The sequence below is a fragment of the Pseudomonas sp. 2822-15 genome (assembly GCF_002742515.1).
Taxonomy (GTDB): domain Bacteria; phylum Pseudomonadota; class Gammaproteobacteria; order Pseudomonadales; family Pseudomonadaceae; genus Aquipseudomonas; species Aquipseudomonas salomonii.
Window position 1 is genome coordinate 317,980 of sequence record NZ_LJRY01000156.1, and the last position, 22,198, is coordinate 340,177.

General features: G+C 59.3%; 19 protein-coding genes. 8 read left to right on the plus strand and 11 right to left on the minus strand.

Annotated elements, in window-relative coordinates; translation table 11 throughout:
• Position 1: 1 nt before the first annotated feature.
• The 9 genes from bamA to rpsB all read right to left on the minus strand — a co-directional run bounded on the left by bamA (position 2) and on the right by rpsB (position 9,943).
• Entirely contained in the window at positions 2-2,392 is a 2,391-nt protein-coding gene (bamA, locus tag AOA59_RS03185) for an outer membrane protein assembly factor BamA (protein ID WP_065928979.1), read from the minus strand.
• Between the two features lie 74 nt (positions 2,393-2,466).
• Positions 2,467-3,819 carry a sigma E protease regulator RseP gene (gene rseP / locus AOA59_RS03190; RefSeq protein WP_099485896.1) on the minus strand — a complete coding sequence of 451 codons (1,353 nt, stop codon included), beginning with the start codon at positions 3,817-3,819 and terminating at the stop codon, positions 2,467-2,469.
• 53 nt (positions 3,820-3,872) lie between these two features.
• The gene (ispC, locus tag AOA59_RS03195) at positions 3,873-5,063 is read right to left on the minus strand and encodes a 1-deoxy-D-xylulose-5-phosphate reductoisomerase (protein WP_099485898.1); all 1,191 of its coding nucleotides are present in this window, start codon (positions 5,061-5,063) and stop codon (positions 3,873-3,875) included.
• Complete coding sequence (locus AOA59_RS03200) at positions 5,060-5,869, minus strand: phosphatidate cytidylyltransferase (protein WP_065928976.1); 810 nt, start codon at positions 5,867-5,869, stop codon at positions 5,060-5,062. Before AOA59_RS03200 ends, ispC begins: the two co-directional genes overlap by 4 nt.
• On the minus strand, positions 5,870-6,625 hold the full coding sequence (uppS, locus tag AOA59_RS03205; protein WP_056857537.1) for a polyprenyl diphosphate synthase: 756 nt from the start codon (positions 6,623-6,625) through the stop codon (positions 5,870-5,872).
• Positions 6,626-6,642: 17 nt separating this feature from the next.
• On the minus strand, positions 6,643-7,200 hold the full coding sequence (gene frr / locus AOA59_RS03210) for a ribosome recycling factor (protein ID WP_099485900.1): 558 nt from the start codon (positions 7,198-7,200) through the stop codon (positions 6,643-6,645).
• Positions 7,197-7,940, minus strand: a complete 744-nt coding sequence (gene pyrH / locus AOA59_RS03215; protein ID WP_003172271.1) for a UMP kinase — start codon at positions 7,938-7,940, stop codon at positions 7,197-7,199. The genes frr and pyrH overlap by 4 nt, the downstream gene beginning before the upstream one ends.
• A 210-nt stretch (positions 7,941-8,150) precedes the next feature.
• A complete protein-coding gene (tsf, locus tag AOA59_RS03220; RefSeq protein WP_053254736.1) occupies positions 8,151-9,014 on the minus strand; it encodes a translation elongation factor Ts in 864 nt (287 codons plus the stop codon).
• Positions 9,015-9,205: 191 nt separating this feature from the next.
• Positions 9,206-9,943, minus strand: a complete 738-nt coding sequence (gene rpsB / locus AOA59_RS03225) for a 30S ribosomal protein S2 (protein ID WP_003219330.1) — start codon at positions 9,941-9,943, stop codon at positions 9,206-9,208.
• A 387-nt stretch (positions 9,944-10,330) separates the two neighbouring features.
• Between rpsB and map the strand changes: the two genes are divergently transcribed.
• The 4 genes from map to AOA59_RS03245 all read left to right on the plus strand — a co-directional run bounded on the left by map (position 10,331) and on the right by AOA59_RS03245 (position 16,097).
• A complete protein-coding gene (gene map, locus AOA59_RS03230) occupies positions 10,331-11,113 on the plus strand; it encodes a type I methionyl aminopeptidase (RefSeq protein ID WP_032877377.1) in 783 nt (260 codons plus the stop codon).
• 66 nt (positions 11,114-11,179) lie between these two features.
• Positions 11,180-13,882: a [protein-PII] uridylyltransferase gene (locus tag AOA59_RS03235; protein WP_065928974.1), complete on the plus strand. Its 2,703-nt coding sequence runs from the start codon at positions 11,180-11,182 to the stop codon at positions 13,880-13,882.
• A gap of 140 nt (positions 13,883-14,022) precedes the next feature.
• A complete protein-coding gene (gene dapC / locus AOA59_RS03240) occupies positions 14,023-15,219 on the plus strand; it encodes a succinyldiaminopimelate transaminase (protein WP_065928973.1) in 1,197 nt (398 codons plus the stop codon).
• Positions 15,220-15,386: 167 nt separating this feature from the next.
• Positions 15,387-16,097, plus strand: a complete 711-nt coding sequence (locus AOA59_RS03245) for a M12 family metallopeptidase (RefSeq protein ID WP_065928972.1) — start codon at positions 15,387-15,389, stop codon at positions 16,095-16,097.
• A 19-nt stretch (positions 16,098-16,116) separates the two neighbouring features.
• Here AOA59_RS03245 and AOA59_RS03250 read toward each other — a convergent pair whose 3' ends face one another.
• Complete coding sequence (locus tag AOA59_RS03250; protein WP_065928971.1) at positions 16,117-17,760, minus strand: Na+/H+ antiporter; 1,644 nt, start codon at positions 17,758-17,760, stop codon at positions 16,117-16,119.
• A gap of 278 nt (positions 17,761-18,038) precedes the next feature.
• Here AOA59_RS03250 and AOA59_RS03255 point away from each other — a divergent pair, with 278 nt between their 5' ends.
• The 4 genes from AOA59_RS03255 to AOA59_RS03270 all read left to right on the plus strand — a co-directional run bounded on the left by AOA59_RS03255 (position 18,039) and on the right by AOA59_RS03270 (position 21,092).
• The gene (locus AOA59_RS03255; protein ID WP_231982825.1) at positions 18,039-18,347 is read left to right on the plus strand and encodes an arsenate reductase; all 309 of its coding nucleotides are present in this window, start codon (positions 18,039-18,041) and stop codon (positions 18,345-18,347) included.
• 31 nt (positions 18,348-18,378) lie between these two features.
• Positions 18,379-19,413: a 2,3,4,5-tetrahydropyridine-2,6-dicarboxylate N-succinyltransferase gene (gene dapD / locus AOA59_RS03260; protein ID WP_017137134.1), complete on the plus strand. Its 1,035-nt coding sequence runs from the start codon at positions 18,379-18,381 to the stop codon at positions 19,411-19,413.
• Between the two features lie 63 nt (positions 19,414-19,476).
• Positions 19,477-20,682, plus strand: coding sequence for an aminotransferase class V-fold PLP-dependent enzyme (locus AOA59_RS03265; protein ID WP_099485902.1), 1,206 nt, complete (start codon positions 19,477-19,479; stop codon positions 20,680-20,682).
• Positions 20,679-21,092, plus strand: a complete 414-nt coding sequence (locus AOA59_RS03270) for a SufE family protein (protein ID WP_099485904.1) — start codon at positions 20,679-20,681, stop codon at positions 21,090-21,092. The genes AOA59_RS03265 and AOA59_RS03270 overlap by 4 nt, the downstream gene beginning before the upstream one ends.
• A 99-nt stretch (positions 21,093-21,191) precedes the next feature.
• On the opposite strand, the gene tcdA is transcribed toward AOA59_RS03270, so the two are convergent.
• Positions 21,192-22,013: a tRNA cyclic N6-threonylcarbamoyladenosine(37) synthase TcdA gene (gene tcdA / locus AOA59_RS03275; protein WP_099485906.1), complete on the minus strand. Its 822-nt coding sequence runs from the start codon at positions 22,011-22,013 to the stop codon at positions 21,192-21,194.
• Positions 22,014-22,198 lie beyond the last annotated feature (185 nt).

Below are 22,198 nucleotides of genomic sequence, written 5' to 3' on the forward strand. Positions count from 1 at the left end.
CTTAGAACGTCTGGCCGAGGGAGAATTGGAAAATCTGGGTTTCAGCGTTATCCGGTTTCTTGATCGGCATGGCCAAAGCAAAGCTCAATGGGCCAAGTGCGGTCACCCACGTCACACCCACACCAACGGAGCTGGCGAGGTTGCTCAGGCTGACGTCGTTGCACTGAGTCTGGGACACAGAACCAGGAGCCGGGTTGTTGACCTGCTGGCACTTGGAGTCGAACACGTTACCCACGTCCCAGAAAACCGAAGTACGCAGCGAACGCTGATCTTTGACGAATGGCAGTGGGAACAGAAGTTCAGCACCACCCTGGATCAGTACGTTACCACCGAATGCCAGAGCGTCATTGTTGGAATCAGGGAGCGTGCCTTGGTTACCGGTTACCGCTTGACCACGACTCGGCGTACCACGCGGGCCCAAGGTGCTGTCCTTGAAGCCACGAACCGAGTTGAAACCACCTGCATAGTAGTTCTCATAGAACGGCAGACCACTGGTCGAACCATAACCGTCGCCATAACCCAGTTCGGTGTGCAGGCGTACGGTGTAGTTGTCGCTCAGGGGCTGGAACAACTGGCCACGGTAGTCGAGTTTGAAGAACGACAGGTCGCTGCCCGGCGTAGTGGCTTCAGCAGTCAGGCTTTGGGAATGGCCACGGGTCGCCAGTACACCTTTGTTCAGGGTCGATTCAGACCAGCCAACCGACGCCTTGAAGTTCAGGAACTGGTCACCTTCACGACGCACGAAGTCGAAAATCTCGTCCGTGGTGTACACACCGGTCTTGATTTTGTCCTGTTGCGCAGTAAAACCGAAGGTCAGACGCGAAGTCTCGCTGATCGGGTAACCGATGTTGACACCGGCGCCGAGGCTGTCGATCGCGTAGCTGGCAACGTCAACGTTAAGGTCTTTGTAGTCGGTGGTGCGGTAGAAGGCGTTGTAGCCCAGGCTCACACCGTCAGCAGTCCAGTAGGGGTCGACATAACCGAAGTTATAGCGGCTCTGGTATTCGCTTCGGGTCAGGCCGATGGAGACCTTGTTACCGGTACCGAGGAAGTTGTTCTGGGTAATCGAACCACCGAGGATCAGGCCGGCGCTCTGTGCGAAACCGACGCTGGCGGTGATCGAGCCCGACGCTTGTTCTTCAACGGCGTAGTTCACGTCAACCTGGTCATCCACACCCGGTACGGCCGGGGTTTCGACGTTGACTTCCTTAAAGAAGCCCAGGCGCTCAAGACGGGTCTTGGACTGGTCGATCAGGTAAGTCGACGCCCAGCCACCTTCCATCTGACGCATCTCGCGACGCAGCACTTCGTCCGCAGACTTGGTGTTGCCACGGAAGTTGATGCGGTTCACGTAAGCACGCTTGCCAGGGTCGACAACGAAGGTGATGTCCACGGTGTGGTCTTCATCGTGCGGGGTCGGCACGCCGTTGACGTTGGCAAAGGTATAGCCTTCGTTACCCAGGCGACGGGTGATCAGTTCGGACGTGGTGGTCATCAGCTTGCGCGAGAACACCTGGTCTTTCTGCACCAGCAACAGCGACTTCACCTGGTCTTCAGGGACTTTCAGGTCGCCGCTGAGCTTGACGTCACGCACGGTGTATTTCTCACCTTCGTTGACGTTGACGGTGATGTAGACGTGTTTTTTGTCCGGGGTGATGGACACCTGGGTCGAAGCGATATCCATGTTGATATAGCCACGGTCCAGGTAGTAGGAACGCAGACGTTCCAGGTCACCGGAGAGTTTTTCACGGGCGTACTTGTCATCGTTCTTGAAGAACGACAGCCAGTTGGTGGTCTTGAGTTCGAACAGGTCGATCAGGTCGTCATCAGCAAACTTGGTGTTACCCACCACGTTGATGTGCTGGATGGCCGCCACGGTGCCTTCGTTGATCTTGACCTTGAGGCCAACACGGTTACGAGGCTGCGGGATCACTTCGGTTTCCACGGACGCGGAGTAGCGACCCTGGGCGACGTACTGACGTTGCAGTTCGTTACGCACACCCTCGAGGGTGGCGCGCTGGAAGATCTCGCCTTCGGCCAGGCCGGATTGCTTGAGACCCTTCATCAAGTCTTCAGTGGAGATCGCCTTGTTACCCTCGATCTCGATACTGGCGACGGAAGGTCGCTCAACGACGGTGATGACCAGGACGTTACCTTCGCGACCCAGTTGGATATCTTGAAAGAACCCGGTTTTGAACAGCGCACGAGTGGATTCCACCAGGCGACGATCATCCGCCTGTTCCCCGACGTTCAACGGCAAGGCACCAAAGACGCTACCGGCGGAAACCCGCTGGAGGCCGTTGACGCGAATATCGGAGATAGTGAAGGACTCGGCGTGAACTTCGGCGATCATCAATACGGTGAGAACCGCAGTTAGCAGCAGACGTTTCATGAAGTCCTTTCTTATTCCAACTGGCAATAAACAAACTGCCGCAAAATGCGGCAGATTCGCAATTCAGCGAAGCGTTACAGTCGTCCCAGATCGTTGACCAGAGCTAACAACATCACTCCGACCACCAAACTGATACCGATCTGTATCCCCCAACCCTGCACCCGATCCGACAAGGGGCGACCACGCACCCACTCGACCAGATAAAACAACAGATGCCCCCCATCCAATACTGGAATGGGCAACAAATTCAGAACTCCAAGGCTAATACTCAGATAAGCCAGGAAATTCAGGAAATCCGCGACACCCGACTGGGCAGAAGCGCCCGCCACTTTAGCAATGGTTATCGGTCCACTCAAGTTTTTTACCGAGAGCTCGCCGAACAACATTTTCTTGAGCGATTCGAGGGTCAGCACACTCATGGTCCAAGTGCGTTTTGCACCCTCGCCAATTGCGGCCAACGGCCCGAAGCTGACCTCCCGTACCATCGATGGCGGCCAGTCGACACCTTTTACCCCGGCACCCAGATAACCCCCGGCTGCCTTGGCTTCCCCACGTACCGCCAGGGTCACAGGGACATCGATTTGAGCACCATCGCGCTCAACTTTCAGCACAATTTTGGTATCAGGACGTACACGCACCAGGTCGACCACTTGCTGCCAGTCGCCCAGCGCCTGGCCATCGAGTGCCAACAAGCGATCGCCGGTTTTCAGACCTGCGGCTTGCGCCGGGCCTTTCGGGTCCAGCTCGGCCAGCACCGGCGGCAAGGCCGGGCGCCAAGGCCGAATCCCCAACGATTTGATCGGATCAGGCTCATCCGCCCCCTTGAGCCAATGGTCCAGGGTTAGAGCGCGAGGCGTCTCGGTAGTGGAATCCGGTTCGCGCACCAGCACATTAATGGTGCCGCTTTCACCCATGCGGCGTACCAACTGCAAATTGACTGCGCCCCAACCCGTGGTCGGCTCGCCATCAATGGAAACAATTTCTTGCCCTGCGACCAGGCCGGCCCTGGCCGCCATGCTATCCGCTTCGACCGCGCCGATGACCGGGCGCACCTGTTGGCTGCCCATCATGGCCAGGACCCAGAAGAACACCATCGCCAACAGGAAGTTGGCGATCGGACCGGCAGCTACAATGGCGATTCGCTGACGAACGGTCTTGCGATTGAAGGACTGGTCCAACTGATCGGCCGGCACTTCGCCTTCACGCTCGTCGAGCATCTTGACGTAGCCACCCAGTGGAATGGCCGCAATCACGAATTCGGTGCCACGACGATCGTGCCAACGCAGCAACGGCATGCCGAAACCGACGGAAAAGCGCAGTACCTTGACGCCGCAACGACGCGCCACCCAAAAGTGGCCGAATTCGTGGAAGGTAACCAGCACACCCAGAGCAACCAGGGTGCCGACAATCATGTAGAGCGCACTCATCTAATTTCTCCGCATTCCAATCCAGTGCCTGAAGACTCAAACCTGCCCACAGACTAACGCGCGTTGCGGTTCAACCATTGCTCGGCCAGTATGCGGGCCTTTGCATCGGCCTCGAACACTGCACCTAAATCATCCACTGCCACAACGGGCTCAAGGCTCAAAACTTCCTCGATGATACTCGGGATCTGCGGGAAGCGAATACGCCCGTCAAGAAACGCCGCCACAGCCACCTCGTTAGCCGCATTAAGCACCGCCGGCGCGCTATTGCCCGCCTCTGCCGCTTGCCGCGCCAAACGCAGGCACGGGAAGCGCTGCTCGTCCGGCGCCTCGAAGTCCAGGCGCGCAACCGCGAACAGGTCCAACGGCGCGACACCCGAGTCAATCCGCTCCGGCCAGGCCAAAGCATTGGCGATCGGCGTGCGCATGTCCGGGTTACCCAACTGCGCCAACACCGAACCGTCCACATAGTCGACCAGGGAATGAATCACACTTTGCGGGTGGATCACCACTTCCACCTGATCGGGCCGAGCGTCGAACAACCAGCACGCTTCGATCAACTCCAGGCCCTTGTTCATCATGCTCGCCGAGTCCACGGAAATCTTGCGCCCCATGGACCAATTCGGGTGTGCACAAGCCTGGTCAGGCGACACATGCTCAAGGTCAGCCAAAGGAGTTTGCCGGAATGGACCACCGGATGCCGTAAGAAGAATCCGCCGTACACCCACTTGGCTCAAGCCGCGGGCAAAATCACCGGGCATGCACTGGAAGATTGCATTGTGTTCGCTATCGAGGGGCAGCAACACTGCGCCGCTCTTGCGTACCGCCTGCATAAAGAGCGTGCCGGACATGACCAGCGCTTCTTTATTGGCCAGCAGGATCTTCTTGCCAGCATCCACCGCTGCCAGCGTCGGGCGCAAACCCGCCGCGCCGACAATGGCCGCCACCACGGTGTCTACCTCGGCATCCGCCGACACCTGGCACAGACCTTCCTCACCGACCAACACCTGCGTGACCAGCCCGGCAGCCTGCAGTTGTTGCTGTAAGCCACGCGCCGCCGCCACTTCAGGCACCACGGCAAAGCGCGGCGTGTGACGCACGCACAGGGCCAGCAGCTCGGCCAAACGGGTGAAGCCGGTCAAGGCAAACACCTGATAACGATCAGGGTGGCGGGCGATCACATCCAGGGTGCTCAACCCGACCGAGCCGGTTGCACCCAGCACGGTCACCTGTTGCAAGCGGCTCACGAAGCCGTCATCCACAGCAGTACGGCAAAGATTGGAATCGCAGCGGTAAGGCTGTCGATACGATCCAGCACGCCGCCATGACCCGGCAGCAGGTTGCTGCTGTCCTTGATTCCGGCCTGGCGCTTGAACATGCTTTCAGTCAGGTCGCCCACCACCGAGATGAACACCACGACGGCCGTACCCAGCAGGGCCAGGAGTATTTCCTTTACCGACCAGTCGCGCACAACACCCACCACCAGCGTGATCAGCAAGGTCAACGCCAAGCCGCCGTAGACGCCTTCCCAGCTTTTGCCGGGGCTGACAGCCGGGGCCAGCTTGCGCTTGCCGAAGGCGCGGCCGGAGAAGTAGGCGCCGATATCCGCGCCCCACACCAGCACCATCACCGCCATGATCAACCAGTTGCCCATGGGCGCATTCTTGATTTCCACCAGGCCTTGCCAGGCCGGCAGCAAAATCAGCAAGCCGATCACCAATTTACTGGCGACACTGGACCAATGGCCGCTGGTGCGCGGAAAGGTCAGCACCAGGAAGGTCGCGAGCGCCCACCACAGTACCGCAGCGCCCAATACCCAAGGCACCACGATACTCGACAGGGTATGCATCAGAAACAGCAACAGCGCCACGACAGCGGCGTAGACCACGCGCGGCAATTGCGCGTTGAAGCCCGCCAGACGCGCCCATTCCCAGGCACCCAGGGTCACGACCACGCCGATAAACAGCGCAAAGCCGGAACCGTCGAGCAGGAAAAACCCACACAAGGCAATCGGCAGCAGGATCAGTGCGGTGATGATTCGTTGTTTAAGCATTTAAACCCGGGCTCCAGCTTCGATCTGCTCGCTCGTTTTACCGAAGCGGCGCTGACGGGAAGCGAAATCGGCCAGCGCATTACGCATGGCATCGTGTTTGAAGTCCGGCCAGAACAGGTCGGAGAAGTACAGCTCGGTATAGGCTAGCTGCCACAACAGGAAATTGCTGATGCGGTGCTCGCCACCGGTGCGGATGCACAGGTCCGGCAACGGCAGGTCGCCGGTCACCAGGCAGGTTTGCAGCAGTTCGGGCGTGATGTCGTCGGGCCGCAGGTGCCCGGCTTGTACTTCGCGGGCCAGGCGCTGCGCGGCCTGGGCGATATCCCACTGGCCGCCATAGTTGGCCGCGATCTGCAGTACAAAGCGGTCGCTGCCGGCGGTGATGGCTTCAGCTTCGCGCATGGCCGCCTGCAACTCCGGATGAAACCGCGAGCGGTCACCGATGATACGCAGGCTGATGTTGTTGTCGTTGAGGCGCTTGGCCTCACGACGCAGAGCCTTGAAGAACAGGTCCATCAAGGCGCTGACTTCTTCGGCCGGCCGTTGCCAGTTCTCACTGGAGAAGGCAAACAAGGTCAACACTTCGACCTTGGCCTCGGCACACACCTCAATCACGGCGCGCACTGCATCGACACCCGCTTTATGCCCGGCGACACCCGGCATAAAGCGTTTCTTCGCCCAGCGATTATTCCCATCCATGATGATCGCGACATGGCGCGGCACCACGGAGGGCACAGTCTGCTTGGTCTTTTCCATGAAGGCGTCCTGACCCCTTATACGGCCATCAGGTCCTTTTCTTTATCGTCCGTGGCCTTGGTGATCTGGGCCTCAGCATCTTTGGTCAGCTTGTCGATTTCAGCAACGGCGCGGTGCTCTTCGTCTTCGCTGATTTCCTTGCCCTTGACCAGCTTCTTCAGGTCACCCAGCGCATCACGACGGATGTTACGCACTGCAACCCGTGCATCTTCAGCTGCGCTGCGCGCCTGCTTGGTGAAGCCCTTACGGGTTTCCTCGGTCAAGGCCGGCATGGAGATCAGCAGCAACTCGCCCAGGTTGGTCGGGTTGAGGTTCAAGCCGGCGCTCTGGATGGCTTTGTCGACAGCGCCGAGCATGTTGCGCTCAAAAGCCACGACTTGCAGGGTGCGCGAGTCTTTTACGGTGATGTTGGCTACCTGGGTGATGGAGGTATCTGTGCCGTAGTACGGCACCATCACGCTACCCAGGATACTTGGGTGCGCCTTGCCGGTACGAATCTGGCCAAATGCATGGGCCAGAGACTCCAGGGATTTTTGCATACGCTCTTGAGCGTCTTTCTTGATTTCGTTGATCATTGTTGGCCTTCCTCGATCAGAGTCCCTTCCGCGCCGCCGTGTACGATATTCAGCAGGGCACCGGGCTTGTTCATGTTAAATACGCGCAGCGGCATCTTGTGGTCGCGACACAAGCAAATAGCCGTCAGGTCCATCACACCCAGCTTGCGATCCAGCACTTCATCGTAGGTCAGATGATCGAACTTCTCGGCATGCGGGTCTTTGAATGGGTCGGCAGTGTAGACGCCATCCACCTTGGTGGCCTTGAGCACCACGTCGGCATCGATTTCGATGGCGCGCAGGCAAGCAGCCGAGTCCGTGGTGAAGAACGGGTTGCCGGTACCGGCAGCAAAGATCACCACTTCCTTGGCGTTCAGGTGGCGCATGGCTTTGCGACGATCATAGTGATCGGTCACGCCAACCATGGAAATAGCCGACATCACGATGGCCGAGATATTGGCGCGCTCCAGGGCGTCGCGCATGGCCAGGGCGTTCATTACAGTGGCCAGCATGCCCATGTGGTCGCCAGTGACACGGTCCATACCGGCAGCGCTCAGTGCCGCGCCACGGAACAGGTTACCGCCGCCAATCACTAGGCCGACTTGTACGCCGATGCCGACCAACTGGCCGACTTCGAGTGCCATGCGGTCGAGCACCTTGGGATCGATCCCGAACTCTTCCGAGCCCATCAGGGCCTCGCCGCTGAGCTTGAGTAGAATGCGTTTATAGCGAGCCTGATAACCACTGCCCTGCTGAGCCATTGCGAATCTCTCCTGCGGCGTATTTTTTAAAAATTCTTGGCGAGCCGTTTACGGCTTGCGTTCACTCTAGCTGGACGCTATCACAGCGCCATCGGAACACGGCTTTGTAAGCCAGTTCCGACAGGAAACCAAATAAAATTGGCCTTCCCATTTGAAAAGAGGCTGCGCGCGTGAGCGGGCAGCCTCTTTCGGCGACAGTTGAAAACTGTCTTATTGCTTGGCGGCAGCCAGCTGGGCAGCAACTTCTTCAGCGAAGTTGTCGACCGGCTTCTCGATGCCCTCACCTACTTTGTAGTAGGTGAAGGAAACGATTTCAGCACCGGCTTTCTTGGCCAGTTCGCCAACCTTGATTTCAGGGTTCTTGACGAACGCCTGCTCAACCAGGCTCGCTTCAGCCAGGAACTTGCTGATACGGCCTTTGATCATGTTTTCAACGATGTTTTCCGGCTTGCCGGCGATCTTGTCGGCGTTGAGGCTCAGGAACACGGCTTTTTCGCGTTCGATTGCGTCAGCGGAGACTTCCGATGGCAGCAGGAATTCAGGGTTGCTGGCCGCTACGTGCATAGCGATGTCTTTGGCCAGCTCAACGTCGCCGCCTTTAAGGGCAACCACAACGCCGATTTTGTTGCCGTGCAGGTAACCACCAACCACATCACCTTCGATGCGAGCCAGGCGACGGATGTTGACGTTTTCGCCAACCTTGCCGACCAGTACCAGGCGATCAGCTTCTTGAGCTTCGATCAACGGCTCAACGGTAGTGAGCTTGTCGTCGAATGCTTTCTTGACGCTGGCAGCAACGAATGCCTTGAAGTCGTCCTGCAGAGCCAGGAAGTCGGTCTGGGAGTTCACTTCCAGCAGAACGGCAGCCTTGCCGTCTTCAACCAGAGCGATAGCGCCTTCAGCAGCAACGTTGCCTGCTTTCTTGGCAGCCTTGATGGCGCCGGAAGCACGCATGTCGTCGATGGCTTTTTCGATGTCGCCGCCAGCCTTGGTCAAGGCCTTTTTGCAATCCATCATGCCTTCGCCGGTACGCTCACGCAGTTCTTTAACCAACGCTGCAGTAATCTCTGCCATTTCAAAATCCTCTTGGATAGGTTTTCAACCATTCCACCCGATCAAACGGGCGATCAATTCTTCCCGAATCACCCTTGTAGGCCGCTGCACGTTACAGAAGTTGTAGCTGCGCTGCCGACAAATGGTTTTCGAGGTGGCAAAAAGGGGGCCAAGCCCCCTTTTTGCTTACTGAGTCAACGCCAGGGCGCTAATTACTCAGCGGCAGCTACCGGAGCTTCTTCAACGAACTGCTCGGTACCACCAGCAACGTGGTTGCGACCACGGATTACAGCGTCAGCCATCGAACCCATGTACAGCTGGATAGCGCGGATTGCGTCATCGTTGCCTGGGATGATGTAGTCAACGCCTTCCGGGCTGCTGTTGGTATCGACTACGCCGATAACCGGGATGCCCAGCTTGTTGGCTTCGGTGATCGCGATGCGCTCGTGATCAACGTCGATAACGAACAGTGCGTCAGGCAGACCGCCCATGTCCTTGATACCACCCAGGGAACGATCGAGCTTCTCAAGATCGCGAGTGCGCATCAGCGCTTCTTTCTTGGTCAGCTTGGCGAAAGTACCGTCTTCGGCTTGCACTTCAAGGTCACGCAGACGCTTGATGGAAGCACGGATGGTTTTGAAGTTGGTCAGCATGCCGCCCAACCAGCGGTGATCGACGTACGGCGAACCGCAACGTGCTGCTTCTTCAGCAACGATCTTGCCAGCGGAGCGCTTGGTGCCGACGAACAGGATCTTGTTTTTGCCCTGGGCCAGACGCTCTACGAAAGTCAGAGCTTCGTTGAACATTGGCAGGGTTTTTTCAAGGTTGATAATGTGGATCTTGTTACGCGCGCCGAAAATGTATTTACCCATTTTCGGGTTCCAGTAACGGGTCTGGTGACCGAAGTGCACACCGGCCTTCAGCATATCGCGCATGTTGACTTGGGACATGATAGTTCCTTAATAAGTCGGGTTTGGCCTCCACGTATCCCAATGACCAACCAGCGGCATCAAGGCCTCCGGCACCCAGGTCATCGTGTCGACACGTGTGTGGATTTAAGCTTTGCGGGGTATCCCCGGAAAGCGGCGCATTTTATACCACACGAAGGACGAAAACGAAACCCGCAATCACATTTGCCGGCCACCGCGTTCGCGTAACCCCTTGAATAGAGCCAACATACCCCTACTCTATAGAGAGAAGCGATCATCAGAGGCTCATGATTTGACGCCAGCGTCTGTTAGAATCGCGTTTTTTGAGGCTTGTGCGAATTCCGTAACCATTTGTCGCACGCCCGTAAACCGTATTGATTTCAGCGCGTCGCGCTAGAGAGAGCCTGTATGACCGTTAGTTTGAAAACCGCCGAAGACATCGCCGGCATGCGCATTGCCGGCAAACTGGCTGCCGACGTGCTGGAAATGATTGCCGAGCATGTCAAGCCAGGCGTCACCACCGAAACCCTGAACCAGATCTGCCACGACTATATAGTCAACGTGCAGAAGGCCATCCCTGCCCCCCTGAACTACAAGGGCTTCCCCAAATCGATCTGCACCTCGGTCAACCATGTGGTCTGCCACGGGATTCCAGGCGACAAGCCGTTGAAGGACGGCGACACCCTGAACATCGACGTTACCGTGATCAAGGACCGCTATTTCGGCGATACCAGCCGCATGTTCCACGTCGGCAATGTGCCGGTTTGGGCTGAGCGCCTGTCCCAGGTCACCCAGGAATGCATGTACAAGGCGATCGAGATAGTAAAACCTGGCTGCCGCCTGGGCGACATCGGTGAAGTGATCCAGAAGCACGCAGAAAAGAACGGCTTTTCGGTGGTGCGCGAATTCTGCGGCCACGGTATCGGCACCGTTTTCCACGAAGAACCGCAGATTCTGCACTACGGCCGCGCCGGCACCGGCATGGAACTCAAGGCAGGCATGACCTTCACCATCGAGCCGATGATCAACCAGGGCAAGGCCGACACCAAGGTGCTGGGCGACGGCTGGACCGCCATCACCAAGGACCGCAAGCTCTCGGCCCAGTGGGAACACACCCTGCTCGTCACCGAAACCGGTTACGAGATCTTCACCCTGCGCGCAGACGACACGATCCCGCGCGTCTCGGCGTAATGGTTGCCTCGGTTTTCCAGCTACACCGTTGTGACTGACTCCATAGACAGATAGGAAAGCCGATCGATGCCCCAGGTGGATCCCGAACTCTTCGACCGTGGCCAGTTCCAGGCCGAACTGGCCCTGAAGGCAAGCCCCATCGCCGCCTTCAAGAAGGCTATCCGCCAGGCCCGCGAGGTGCTCGATGCACGCTTTCGCAGCGGCCGCGACATCCGTCGGCTGATCGAGGATCGCGCCTGGTTCGTCGATAACATCCTGCAAAAGGCCTGGGAACAGTTCAGCTGGAGTGAAGACGCCGACATCGCTCTGGTGGCGGTCGGCGGCTACGGGCGCGGCGAGCTGCACCCCTACTCCGACATCGACCTGCTGATCCTGCTGGACAGTGCCGACCATGAGATCTTTCGCGATTCCATCGAGCGTTTTCTGACGTTGCTGTGGGATATCGGCCTGGAAGTCGGCCAGAGCGTGCGCTCGGTGGACGAATGCGCCGAAGAGGCGCGCGCCGACCTCACCGTGATCACCAACCTGATGGAAAGCCGCACCATCGCCGGCCCCGAACGCCTGCGTCAGCGCATGCTGGAGGTCACCAGCACCGCACATATGTGGCCGAGCAAGGAGTTCTTCCTGGCCAAGCGTGCCGAGCAAAAAGCCCGGCATCACAAGTATAACGACACCGAATATAACCTGGAGCCCAACGTCAAAGGCTCACCGGGCGGGCTGCGCGACATCCAGACCATCCTGTGGGTAGCTCGTCGCCAGTACGGCACCCTCAACCTGCGTGCACTGGCTGGCGAAGGCTTTCTGGTCGAGAGCGAAAATGCGCTGCTGGCCTCGTCCCAGGAGTTTCTGTGGAAGGTGCGTTACGCCCTGCACATGCTCGCCGGGCGCTCCGAAGACCGCTTGCTGTTCGACCACCAGCGCTCCATCGCCACCCTGCTGGGCTTTGAAGGCGAAGACGCCAAAACCAGCATCGAAAGCTTCATGCAACAGTATTACCGCGTGGTCATGAGCATTGCCCAGCTCAGCGACCTGATCATCCAGCACTTTGAAGAAGTGATTCTGGCCCCGGAGGACGAAGCCCCGCCGCTGCCGATCAACTCGCGCTTTCAACTGCACGACGGCTATATCGAGGCGCGCAACGACAATGTGTTCCGCCGCACACCGTTCGCCATGCTGGAAATCTTCGTGCTGATGGCCCAGCAGCCGGAAATCAAAGGCGTGCGCGCCGATACCATCCGCCTGCTGCGGGAAAACCGTCACCTGATCGACGATGAGTTTCGCAACGATATCCGCAACACCAGCCTGTTTATCGAACTGTTCAAGTGCAAGATCGGCATCCACCGCAACCTGCGGCGCATGAACCGCTACGGCATCCTCGGCCGCTACCTGCCGGAGTTCGGCTTTATCGTCGGGCAGATGCAACACGACCTGTTCCACATCTATACCGTGGACGCCCACACGCTCAATTTGATCAAACACCTGCGCAAGTTGCAGTACACCCAGGTGTCGGAGAAATTCCCGCTGGCCAGCAAGCTCATGGCCAAGTTGCCCAAGCCCGAACTGATCTACCTGGCCGGCCTGTACCACGACATCGGCAAAGGCCGGCATGGCGACCACTCCGAAGTGGGCGCGGTCGATGCCGAAGCCTTCTGCCAGCGCCACCAACTGCCGCTGTGGGACAGCCGCCTGATCGTCTGGCTGGTGCAGAACCACTTGGTGATGTCGACCACCGCCCAGCGCAAAGACTTGTCCGACCCGCAGGTGATTCATGATTTTGCCGGGATCGTCGGCGATGAAACCCGCCTCGACTACCTCTACGTGCTGACCGTCTCCGACATCAACGCCACCAACCCGACACTGTGGAACTCCTGGCGCGCCAGCCTGTTGCGCCAGCTCTACACCGAGACCAAGCGCGCGCTGCGCCGCGGCCTGGAAAACCCGGTGGACCGCGAGGAGCAGATCCGCCGCACCCAAAGCGCGGCCCTGGATATCCTGGTGCGCGGCGGTAACGACCCGGATGACGTCGAGCAGCTATGGTCGCAACTGGGCGATGATTACTTCCTGCGCCACACTGCCGGCGACGTGGCCTGGCACAGTGACGCGATCCTGCAGCAGCCGGCCGACGGCGGGCCACTGGTGCTGATCAAGGAAACCACCCAGCGCGAATTCGAGGGCGGCACGCAGATCTTCATCTACGCGCCGGACCAGCACGACTTCTTCGCTGTGACCGTGGCCGCCATGGACCAGCTCAACCTGAACATCCATGATGCGCGGGTTATCACGTCCAGCAGCCAGTTCACCCTCGACACCTATATCGTGCTCGACACCGACGGCGACTCGATCGGTGACAACCCCGCACGCGTGAAAAAGATCCGTGAAGGCCTTACCGAGGCTTTGCGCAACCCGGACGACTACCCGACCATCATCCAGCGTCGGGTACCGCGCCAGCTCAAGCACTTTGCGTTTGCGCCCCAGGTGACCATTTCCAACGACGCCCAGCGCCCGGTCACAGTGCTGGAACTCAGCGCACCCGACCGCCCAGGCTTGCTGGCGCGCATCGGCGGGATCTTCCTGGAATTCGACCTGTCGTTGCAAAACGCCAAGATTGCGACCCTGGGGGAACGCGTGGAAGACGTGTTTTTCATTACCGACGCCGACAACCAACCGCTGTCCGACCCGCAGCTGTGCCTGCGTTTGCAGGAAGCCATCGTGCAGCAGTTGAGCGTGACCCAGGAACCGGGTGTCGAGCTGACCAGACTGACCATTTGATTTTTAACATTGTGGACACGATTCATGTGGGAGCTGGCTTGCCTGCGATGCAGACACCTTGGTCTATCAGGCAAACCACAGTGATGCCATCGCAGGCAAGCCAGCTCCCACAGAGTGCGTGCTGACCGTAAGAGGCTTACATGAACAACGCCCTGAACCAGCTCCAGCCCTACCCGTTCGAGAAACTGCGCGCCCTGCTCGGCAGCGTCACGCCCAACCCGGACAAACGCCCGATTGCGCTGTCGATCGGCGAGCCGAAGCACAAATCCCCAGCCTTCGTAGCCAAGGCCCTGGCGGATAATCTTGACCAGATGGCGGTGTACCCGACTACTCTGGGCATCCCGGCCCTGCGCGAGGCCATCGGCGCCTGGTGCGAGCGGCGCTTCGACGTGCCCACAGGTTGGCTGGACCCGGCACGCAACATCCTGCCGGTCAACGGCACCCGCGAGGCGCTGTTTGCCTTCACCCAAACCGTGGTCAACCGCGCTGACGATGCACTGGTGGTCAGCCCCAACCCGTTCTATCAGATCTACGAAGGCGCTGCGTTCCTGGCCGGGGCCAAGCCGCATTACCTGGCGTGCCTGGACAGCAATGGGTTCAACCCGGACTTCGACGCCGTCTCGCCAGACATCTGGAAACGCTGCCAGATCCTGTTCCTGTGCTCGCCCGGCAACCCGACCGGCGCGCTGATCCCGGTCGAGACCCTGAAAAAGCTCATCGCCCTGGCCGACGAATATGACTTCGTGATCGCCGCCGACGAGTGCTACAGCGAGCTGTACTTCGACGAACAAACTCCGCCGCCAGGCCTGCTCAGTGCCTGCGTGGAACTGGGCCGCCAGGATTTCAAGCGTTGCGTGGTGTTTCACAGCCTGTCCAAGCGCTCCAACCTGCCGGGCCTGCGCTCGGGTTTCGTGGCTGGCGATGCCGATATCCTCAAGGCCTTCCTGCTGTACCGCACCTATCACGGTTGCGCGATGCCGGTGCAAACCCAGCGGGCCAGCATTGCTGCCTGGCAGGATGAAGCTCACGTATTGGCCAACCGTGACCTGTATCGGGAGAAGTTCGACGCCGTGCTGGCCATTCTCAAGCCAGTGCTGGATGTACAAGCCCCAGACGGCGGCTTCTATCTGTGGCCGAACGTGAAGGGCGACGATGCTGCGTTCTGTCGTGACTTGTTTGTAGAAGAACACGTGACCGTAGTGCCGGGTTCGTACCTGTCACGCGAAGTGGACGGTTTCAACCCGGGTGCCGGGCGCGTACGCCTGGCGCTGGTGGCGCCGTTGGCGGAGTGTGTGGAAGCGGCAGAACGGATTCGCGACTTCATAAGTCGTCGCTGAACATCCCTGCGCTGCCCGTACTGTAAATAAAGTGCGGGCAGCGCCATATCATCGACACTGCGCTGCATAAGCAGCTGTTTGCGTAAAAATGATAATCGGTGGAACCTTATCAGCCACAAGTACCACTCAATGTTCATTAACGTTTTGAACAATGTGGACATGGCACGATGACGAACCTGAGCACGGCAACTCTCGGTTTCACCTCCATACGCACTCACGACAGTGATAGATATCAAACGTCCCCGGATAAATCCCACTCAAGAAAAACCCGCGCAGTTTCAGCACCCGAAAAATACTGGCCGCAAAATTCCACGCTGAAGATCGCTGTCTATGATGCCGACGAAGAAGCACTGGAGCAGATAAAAAAAGCTGCGAATCTTTGGCTACCGCATATCAATCTGACCTTCGAATTTGTTTCAGGGGAAGAGGGAGATATACGCATCGCGCTGGACTATGGGGAGACTCAATCAGGCAGCTCTGCACTGGGCACCAACGCGCAAAAGGTGCCCTTCTACATGCCGACCATGGTGTTGCCAAACCCTTACGACAACCCAAGATTCGAAGCGATTGCAGCCCATGAATTCGGGCATGCCCTAGGGCTGTACCATGAACATAAACACCCCGATAGAACGATCGATTTTAATACGCCGGTCATCTACAGACATTTCAAAGGCCATGGGTCGGATGAAGCCATCCATAAAGACATTCTCCAGCGCCTTGCTGGACAAAACGTCGCCGCCTCCGAATACGATCAAAACTCAATCATGCATTACGGCTTCAGCCGCGACGAGCTATGGAAGCAGCCGGCAATCCCCTGGCCCACCCGATTGACAGAACTGGATAAGTCTTTCATAGCCTCGCAATACCCCAAACCTTAAGGCACCGCGGTGCGCACAACTACTTCATCACCCCCAGATTCGCCTCACTCATATCCAGATCCGCCAATACTTCGCGCAACACGTCATCACCAATCTGGTGATGGCGGCTCAGGCTGTACAACTCCAACCGCTGGGCGCGCAGGGCCTTGAGCCGCAACTTGCGCTCAAGCTGGTCCATCTGCAACGCCAGCGCCTGGGCTTCGGCCGAATCGTTGAACACGTCCAACTGGTGACGATACTCGGACATCAACCGTGCCTTAAGCTCAGCGGCCAACGCCGCCTGGGCGGCGTCAGGGGTTTCGCTTTCTGCCGGTTCTTCTGCTTCAAGGGCATGGATCGCCGCCACGGCAGTTTTTTTCCACGCTTCACGCACTTCGTTATGGCGTTTTTCGTCGGGGCTTTGCTCGATACCGCGCAACAGCAACGGCAACGCAATGCAGGCGGCCACCAGCGACAACAGGATTACCCCGGCGGCGATGAAGATCAGCAGGTCACGCTGAGGAAAATCCTGGCCGGGCGCCAGCAGCAAAGGCACCGACATCACACCCGCCAACGTGACCGCACCGCGCACGCCACCCACGGTCAACAACCAGCAGGAGCGGGCCGTGGGCACAAGTGTCAATTCGCTTTTCCCACGTAGCCGCCGCAACAGGCCCGACAGCCGCCAGATGCTTTGCACCCAGACAAACCGTAACACCACCAGCACCAGGAAAATCGCAACCACATCCAGGCAGCGGTACAGCAAGGTTGGCCACAGTGTCGGCTCATGGCTGACCACGGCCTTGATGATGTCGGGCAGTTGCAGGCCCAGCAGCAGGAAGATCAGGCCATTAAACGCAAACTCCAGCAGCGACCACACACTGCGGTTGAGCAAACGCGTGCTGGTCTGGCGTGGCAGCAAGTCGAGCCAGCTTTGCATCATGCCCGCCGCCACCGCCGAGAGAATCCCCGAGGCGCCCAGGCGCTCGGCCAGCACATAGGCTGCGAACGGCAGCAACAACATAAACACCACGTGGGTGGCCGGGTCGTCCCAGCCCCGCGCGATCATCCAGGCGCGTAAACGGCCGACCAGCCAACTCAGCGCCACGCCAACGGCCAGACCGCCCACCGCCACCAGCACAAAAGTGAGGCTGGCATCCGCCAGGGAAAACACGCCGGTCAACGCAGCCGCCAGGGCGAACTTGAAGGTCACCAGGCCGGAGGCATCATTCATCAATGCCTCGCCTTGCAGCATATGCATCAGAGGTTTTGGCAGGCGATTTTGGGAAATGGCCGACACCGCCACGGCGTCAGTCGGGGACAATACGGCCGCCAAGGCGAAGGCCACCGGCAACGGGATCGTAGGCAATATCCAATGGATGAAGTAACCGGCACCCACCACGGTAAAGAGCACCAGCCCCACCGCCAGCGTAAGGATCGGGCCTCTGAGCCGCCACAATTCGCGCTTGGGCATGCGCCAGCCATCGGAGAACAGCAACGGCGGCAGGAACAGAAACAGGAACAGCTCCGGGTCCAGCGCTACGTGCAGCCCCAGCGTCGGCCAGGCCAGCAAGGCCCCGGCGGCGATCTGCACCAAAGGCAACGGCAGGGGAATAATGCGCCCGACAAGGCGCGAAACGCTGACCAGCATCAGCAGGATAAGAACGGTGTAGGCGGTTTGCATAACGCGGGTTTCCCGGACAATCGACTTGCTATGACACCGATCAGGCAACAACAGGCCGTTGAAGTGCCATATTAACCGGCTATGTTACCCCCATGGCTGCGCAACGGCTTTTGCACATAAGTCGCACTGAATCATCGGCGAGTATGACGAGCGGCACCCAAACCCGCTGGCCGTGGCATAATCCGTGACCTTTAACTTTCATACGTCCAAAGGGGGGCAATTCCTTGACCGCTTCAAGCAAAACCTTGCACCTTTTCGGCATCAAAGCCTGCGACACCATGAAAAAGGCGCGCACCTGGCTCGATGAGCACGCTGTGAGCTATGAGTTCCACGACTACAAAACGGCCGGTATCGACCGCGAACACTTGACCCAATGGTGCAATGAGCACGGTTGGCAGGTGGTTTTGAACCGTGCGGGCACCACCTTTCGCAAACTCGAAGACGAACGCAAAGCCGATCTCGATCAGTCGAAAGCCATTGAATTGATGCTCGCACAACCCTCGATGATCAAGCGCCCGGTGCTCGATCTCGGTGACAGAACCCTGATTGGCTTCAAGCCAGATAGTTATTCGGCGGCCCTCAAGTAGGCCAGCCTTCCATTTTTGTAGAGGTAACAGCATGTCCAATTCCCTGTTCAGCCTGGGCTTCGGCGTCGGCACTCAGAACCGCCAAGGTGCTTGGCTGGAAGTGTTTTACGCACAACCGCTGCTCAACCCGTCGGCCGAGATTGTGGCCGCCATTGCGCCGATCCTCGGTTACACCGAAGGCAACCAGGCTATTACCTTCACCGTGAGCCAGGCGCTGCAACTGGCTGACGCGCTCAAAGGCGTCGACACAGCCCAGGCCGCACTGCTCAGCCGTCTGGCCGAAAGCCACACCCCATTGGTCGCGACCCTGTTGGCCGAAGACGCCGCATTGACCTCCACGCCTGAGGCCTACCTCAAGCTGCACCTGCTGTCCCACCGTCTGGTCAAGCCCCACGGCCTGAGCCTGGCCGGTGTGTTCCCGCAGTTGCCGAACGTGGCGTGGACCAGCCAGGGCGCAATCGACATCAACGAACTGGCCGAACGCCAACTGGAAGCACGCCTGCGTGGCGAGCTGCTGGAAGTGTTCTCGGTGGACAAGTTCCCGAAAATGACTGACTACGTAGTGCCGGCCGGTGTGCGCATCGCTGATGCCGCGCGCATCCGCCTGGGCGCCTACGTGGGCGAAGGCACCACCGTGATGCACGAAGGTTTCGTCAACTTCAACGGCGGCACCGAAGGCCCGGGCATGATCGAAGGCCGTGTATCGGCAGGCGTGTTCGTCGGCAAGGGTTCGGACCTGGGCGGCGGTTGCTCCACCATGGGCACCCTGTCGGGCGGCGGCAACATCGTGATCAAGGTAGGCGAAGGCTGCCTGATCGGCGCCAACGCCGGTATCGGTATCCCGTTGGGCGACCGCAATACCGTGGAATCGGGCCTGTACGTGACTGCCGGCACCAAGGTTGCCCTGCTCGACGAGCACAACCAACTGGTCAAAGTGGTCAAGGCGCGCGAACTGGCCGGCCAGCCGGACCTGCTGTTCCGTCGCAATTCCCAGACCGGTGCCGTGGAGTGCAAAACCCACAAATCGGCGATCGAACTGAACGAAGCGCTGCACGCTCACAACTAAGCAGCCACTCGATGCCACTAGCGGGCCCCACACCTGGGGCTCGCTTATACGAGTCTTAAGACCATGCTTGTGCCCTCCCCCTGGCGCGCCGACTTCCCGGCCATCGCCACCCTGCAACGGCAAGACCAGACCTACCTGGACAACGCCGCCACCACGCAAAAACCCCAAGCCCTGTTGGACGCCATCAGCCATTACTACGCCAATGGCGCAGCCAATGTGCACCGCGCCCAGCATTTGCCGGGGGCTCACGCGACCCAGGCGTTTGAAGACAGTCGCAGCAAGGTCGCGCAGTGGTTGAACGCAGGTGACAGCGGGCAGATCGTGTTTACCCACGGCGCGACGTCTGCGCTGAACCTCTTGGCCTACGGCCTTGAGCACTTATTCAATGCGAGTGATGAAATTGTCATCAGCGCCCTGGAACACCACGCCAACCTGCTGCCCTGGCAGCAACTGGCCAAACGTCGCGCACTCACGCTGGTGGTCTTGCCCCTTGGCGATGATGGCGTGATTGACCTGCAAGCCGCCGCCGAATTGATCGGCCCGCGCACGCGCTTGCTGGCAGTGAGCCAGCTATCCAACGTGCTCGGCGCCTGGCAACCCCTGCAGGCCTTGCTGCCTATGGCCAAGGCCCACGGCGCCTTGACCGTGGTCGATGGTGCCCAAGGCATTGTTCATGGTCGCCACGACGTACAGGCGCTGGGTTGCGACTTCTATGTATTCTCCAGCCATAAGCTCTACGGCCCGGACGGCGTCGGCGTGTTGTATGGCCGTAATGAAGCCCTGCATCACCTGCGCCACTGGCAGTTCGGCGGCGAGATGGTGCAGCAGGCCGAGTATCAAAGTGCGAGCTTTCGCCCTGCGCCGCTGGGTTTCGAGGCGGGCACGCCGCCGATTGCGAGTGTGATCGGCCTGGGCGCCACGCTGGATTACCTGAATTCACTCGACCCGTCGGCCGTGGTCGCCCATGAAGCGGCCCTGCATGACTACCTGCTGCGCGGGCTGAAAGCGCGCAATGGCGTGCGCGTACTCGGCTCCCCCCAGGTGGCACTCGCCAGTTTCGTGGTGGAGGGCGTGCACAACGCCGACCTGGCGCACTTGCTCACCGAACAAGGCATTGCGGTGCGGGCCGGCCACCACTGCGCAATGCCGTTGCTCAAGGCCATGCACTTGTCCGGGGCGATCCGTGTGTCCCTGGCGCTGTACAACGACTCCGATGACCTGGAGCGCTTTTTTGAAGCGCTGGACCAGGCGCTGGATATGTTGCGATGAGCTTGCCGGTGGATGCCGTCAGCGCGCTTGAGTCGTTTCAGGCAGTAGCCAGTTGGGAGCAGCGCGCCCGCATGCTGATGCAATGGGGCGAGCGGCTGCCGGCGCTGGCGGATGTCGAGAAGGTCGAGGCCAACCTCGTGCAGGGCTGTGAAAGCCTGGTGTGGTTGGTCGGCCGTTTGCAGGATGGTCATTGGCAATTTGCCGCCAGCAGCGACGCGCGCATGATTCGTGGGTTGGTGGCGTTGCTGCTGGCACGGGTCAATGGGTTGTCGGCAAGTGAGTTGCAGGCCGTTGACCTGCCGGACTGGTTCGCTCAACTGGGGCTTTCCCGGCAACTGTCGCCGTCGCGCAGTAATGGGCTTACTGCTGTCCTGCAGCGCATGCAAGAGCTGACCTGTACGCAAAACTAATGTGGGAGCTGGCTTGTGTGGGAGCTGGCTTGCCTGCGATGCAGGCACCTCGGTCTATCAGTCAAAGCCAGCTCCCACATTTTGTTTTGTGCAGGACAGCTAGATCTGGGTAGGCTTGACCCGCTCCGACGGCCTGCGCACCCCGGCCACAATCTTGTCCACCGCCTTGGTCGCCGCCACCATGCCGAACGTGGCCGTGACCATCATCACCGCGCCAAACCCACCGGCGCAGTCCAGCTTCACGCCGTCACCGACGAAACTCTTCTGCAAACAAATGCTGCCGTCCGGCTTGGGGTAGCGCAGTTGTTCGGTAGAAAACACACACGGCACGCTGTAATGGCGGGTCACGGTGCGCGAAAAACCGTAGTCGCGGCGTAGCGTGGAGCGCACTTTCGAGGCCAGCGGGTCGTTGAAGGTGCGGTTCAAGTCGCAGACCTGGATCAGCGTCGGGTCGATCTGCCCGCCGGCGCCGCCGGTGGTAATGATCTGGATCTTGCGGCGCTTGCACCAGGCGATCAGTGCGGCCTTGGCGTTGACCGCGTCGATGCAGTCGATCACGCAATCGATATTCGGCGTGATGTACTCGGCCATGGTGTCGCGCGTGACGAAGTCCGGCACCGCGTGCACCGTGCAGTCCGGGTTGATGCCGCGCAGGCGTTCGGCCATCACGTCGACCTTGGGCTTGCCCACGGTGCTATCCAGAGCGTGCAACTGGCGGTTGCTGTTGCTGACGCAGACATCGTCCAGGTCAAACAGCGAAATCTCGCCCACGCCGCAACGGGCCATGGCTTCCGCCGCCCAGGAGCCCACGCCGCCAACGCCGACGATCGCCACATGGGCCGCTTTCAAGCGGTCCAGGCCTTCAATGCCATACAAGCGGGCGACGCCTGCAAACCGCGGATCTTCTGTGCTCATGACCATTACCCCAAAAACCGGCGCGCATTATGGACTACGCAGCGACAAGTTCGAAGCTTCCAGCTACAAGTAAAGAACTTAGAGGGTCTTTCGCTGACTAACGTCCGGCTTTTCTCTGTCTGCTGTACGCTCAGTTGAAGGCCGGTGTAGGATGCGCGCCGTTCGGCGTAGGCCGACACCTCTTTTCGTTC

Coding starts and splice junctions, on each gene's coding strand:
- bamA (WP_065928979.1), bottom strand. CDS start 2,392: ATGAAACGTCTGCTGCTAACTGCGGTTCTCACCGTATTGATGATCGCC.
- rseP (WP_099485896.1), bottom strand. CDS start 3,819: ATGAGTGCGCTCTACATGATTGTCGGCACCCTGGTTGCTCTGGGTGTG.
- AOA59_RS03200 (WP_065928976.1), bottom strand. CDS start 5,869: ATGCTTAAACAACGAATCATCACCGCACTGATCCTGCTGCCGATTGCC.
- uppS (WP_056857537.1), bottom strand. CDS start 6,625: ATGGAAAAGACCAAGCAGACTGTGCCCTCCGTGGTGCCGCGCCATGTC.
- frr (WP_099485900.1), bottom strand. CDS start 7,200: ATGATCAACGAAATCAAGAAAGACGCTCAAGAGCGTATGCAAAAATCC.
- pyrH (WP_003172271.1), bottom strand. CDS start 7,940: ATGGCTCAGCAGGGCAGTGGTTATCAGGCTCGCTATAAACGCATTCTA.
- tsf (WP_053254736.1), bottom strand. CDS start 9,014: ATGGCAGAGATTACTGCAGCGTTGGTTAAAGAACTGCGTGAGCGTACC.
- rpsB (WP_003219330.1), bottom strand. CDS start 9,943: ATGTCCCAAGTCAACATGCGCGATATGCTGAAGGCCGGTGTGCACTTC.
- map (WP_032877377.1), top strand. CDS start 10,331: ATGACCGTTAGTTTGAAAACCGCCGAAGACATCGCCGGCATGCGCATT.
- AOA59_RS03235 (WP_065928974.1), top strand. CDS start 11,180: ATGCCCCAGGTGGATCCCGAACTCTTCGACCGTGGCCAGTTCCAGGCC.
- dapC (WP_065928973.1), top strand. CDS start 14,023: ATGAACAACGCCCTGAACCAGCTCCAGCCCTACCCGTTCGAGAAACTG.
- AOA59_RS03245 (WP_065928972.1), top strand. CDS start 15,387: ATGACGAACCTGAGCACGGCAACTCTCGGTTTCACCTCCATACGCACT.
- AOA59_RS03250 (WP_065928971.1), bottom strand. CDS start 17,760: ATGCAAACCGCCTACACCGTTCTTATCCTGCTGATGCTGGTCAGCGTT.
- AOA59_RS03255 (WP_231982825.1), top strand. CDS start 18,039: ATGAAAAAGGCGCGCACCTGGCTCGATGAGCACGCTGTGAGCTATGAG.
- dapD (WP_017137134.1), top strand. CDS start 18,379: ATGTCCAATTCCCTGTTCAGCCTGGGCTTCGGCGTCGGCACTCAGAAC.
- AOA59_RS03265 (WP_099485902.1), top strand. CDS start 19,477: ATGCTTGTGCCCTCCCCCTGGCGCGCCGACTTCCCGGCCATCGCCACC.
- AOA59_RS03270 (WP_099485904.1), top strand. CDS start 20,679: ATGAGCTTGCCGGTGGATGCCGTCAGCGCGCTTGAGTCGTTTCAGGCA.
- tcdA (WP_099485906.1), bottom strand. CDS start 22,013: ATGGTCATGAGCACAGAAGATCCGCGGTTTGCAGGCGTCGCCCGCTTG.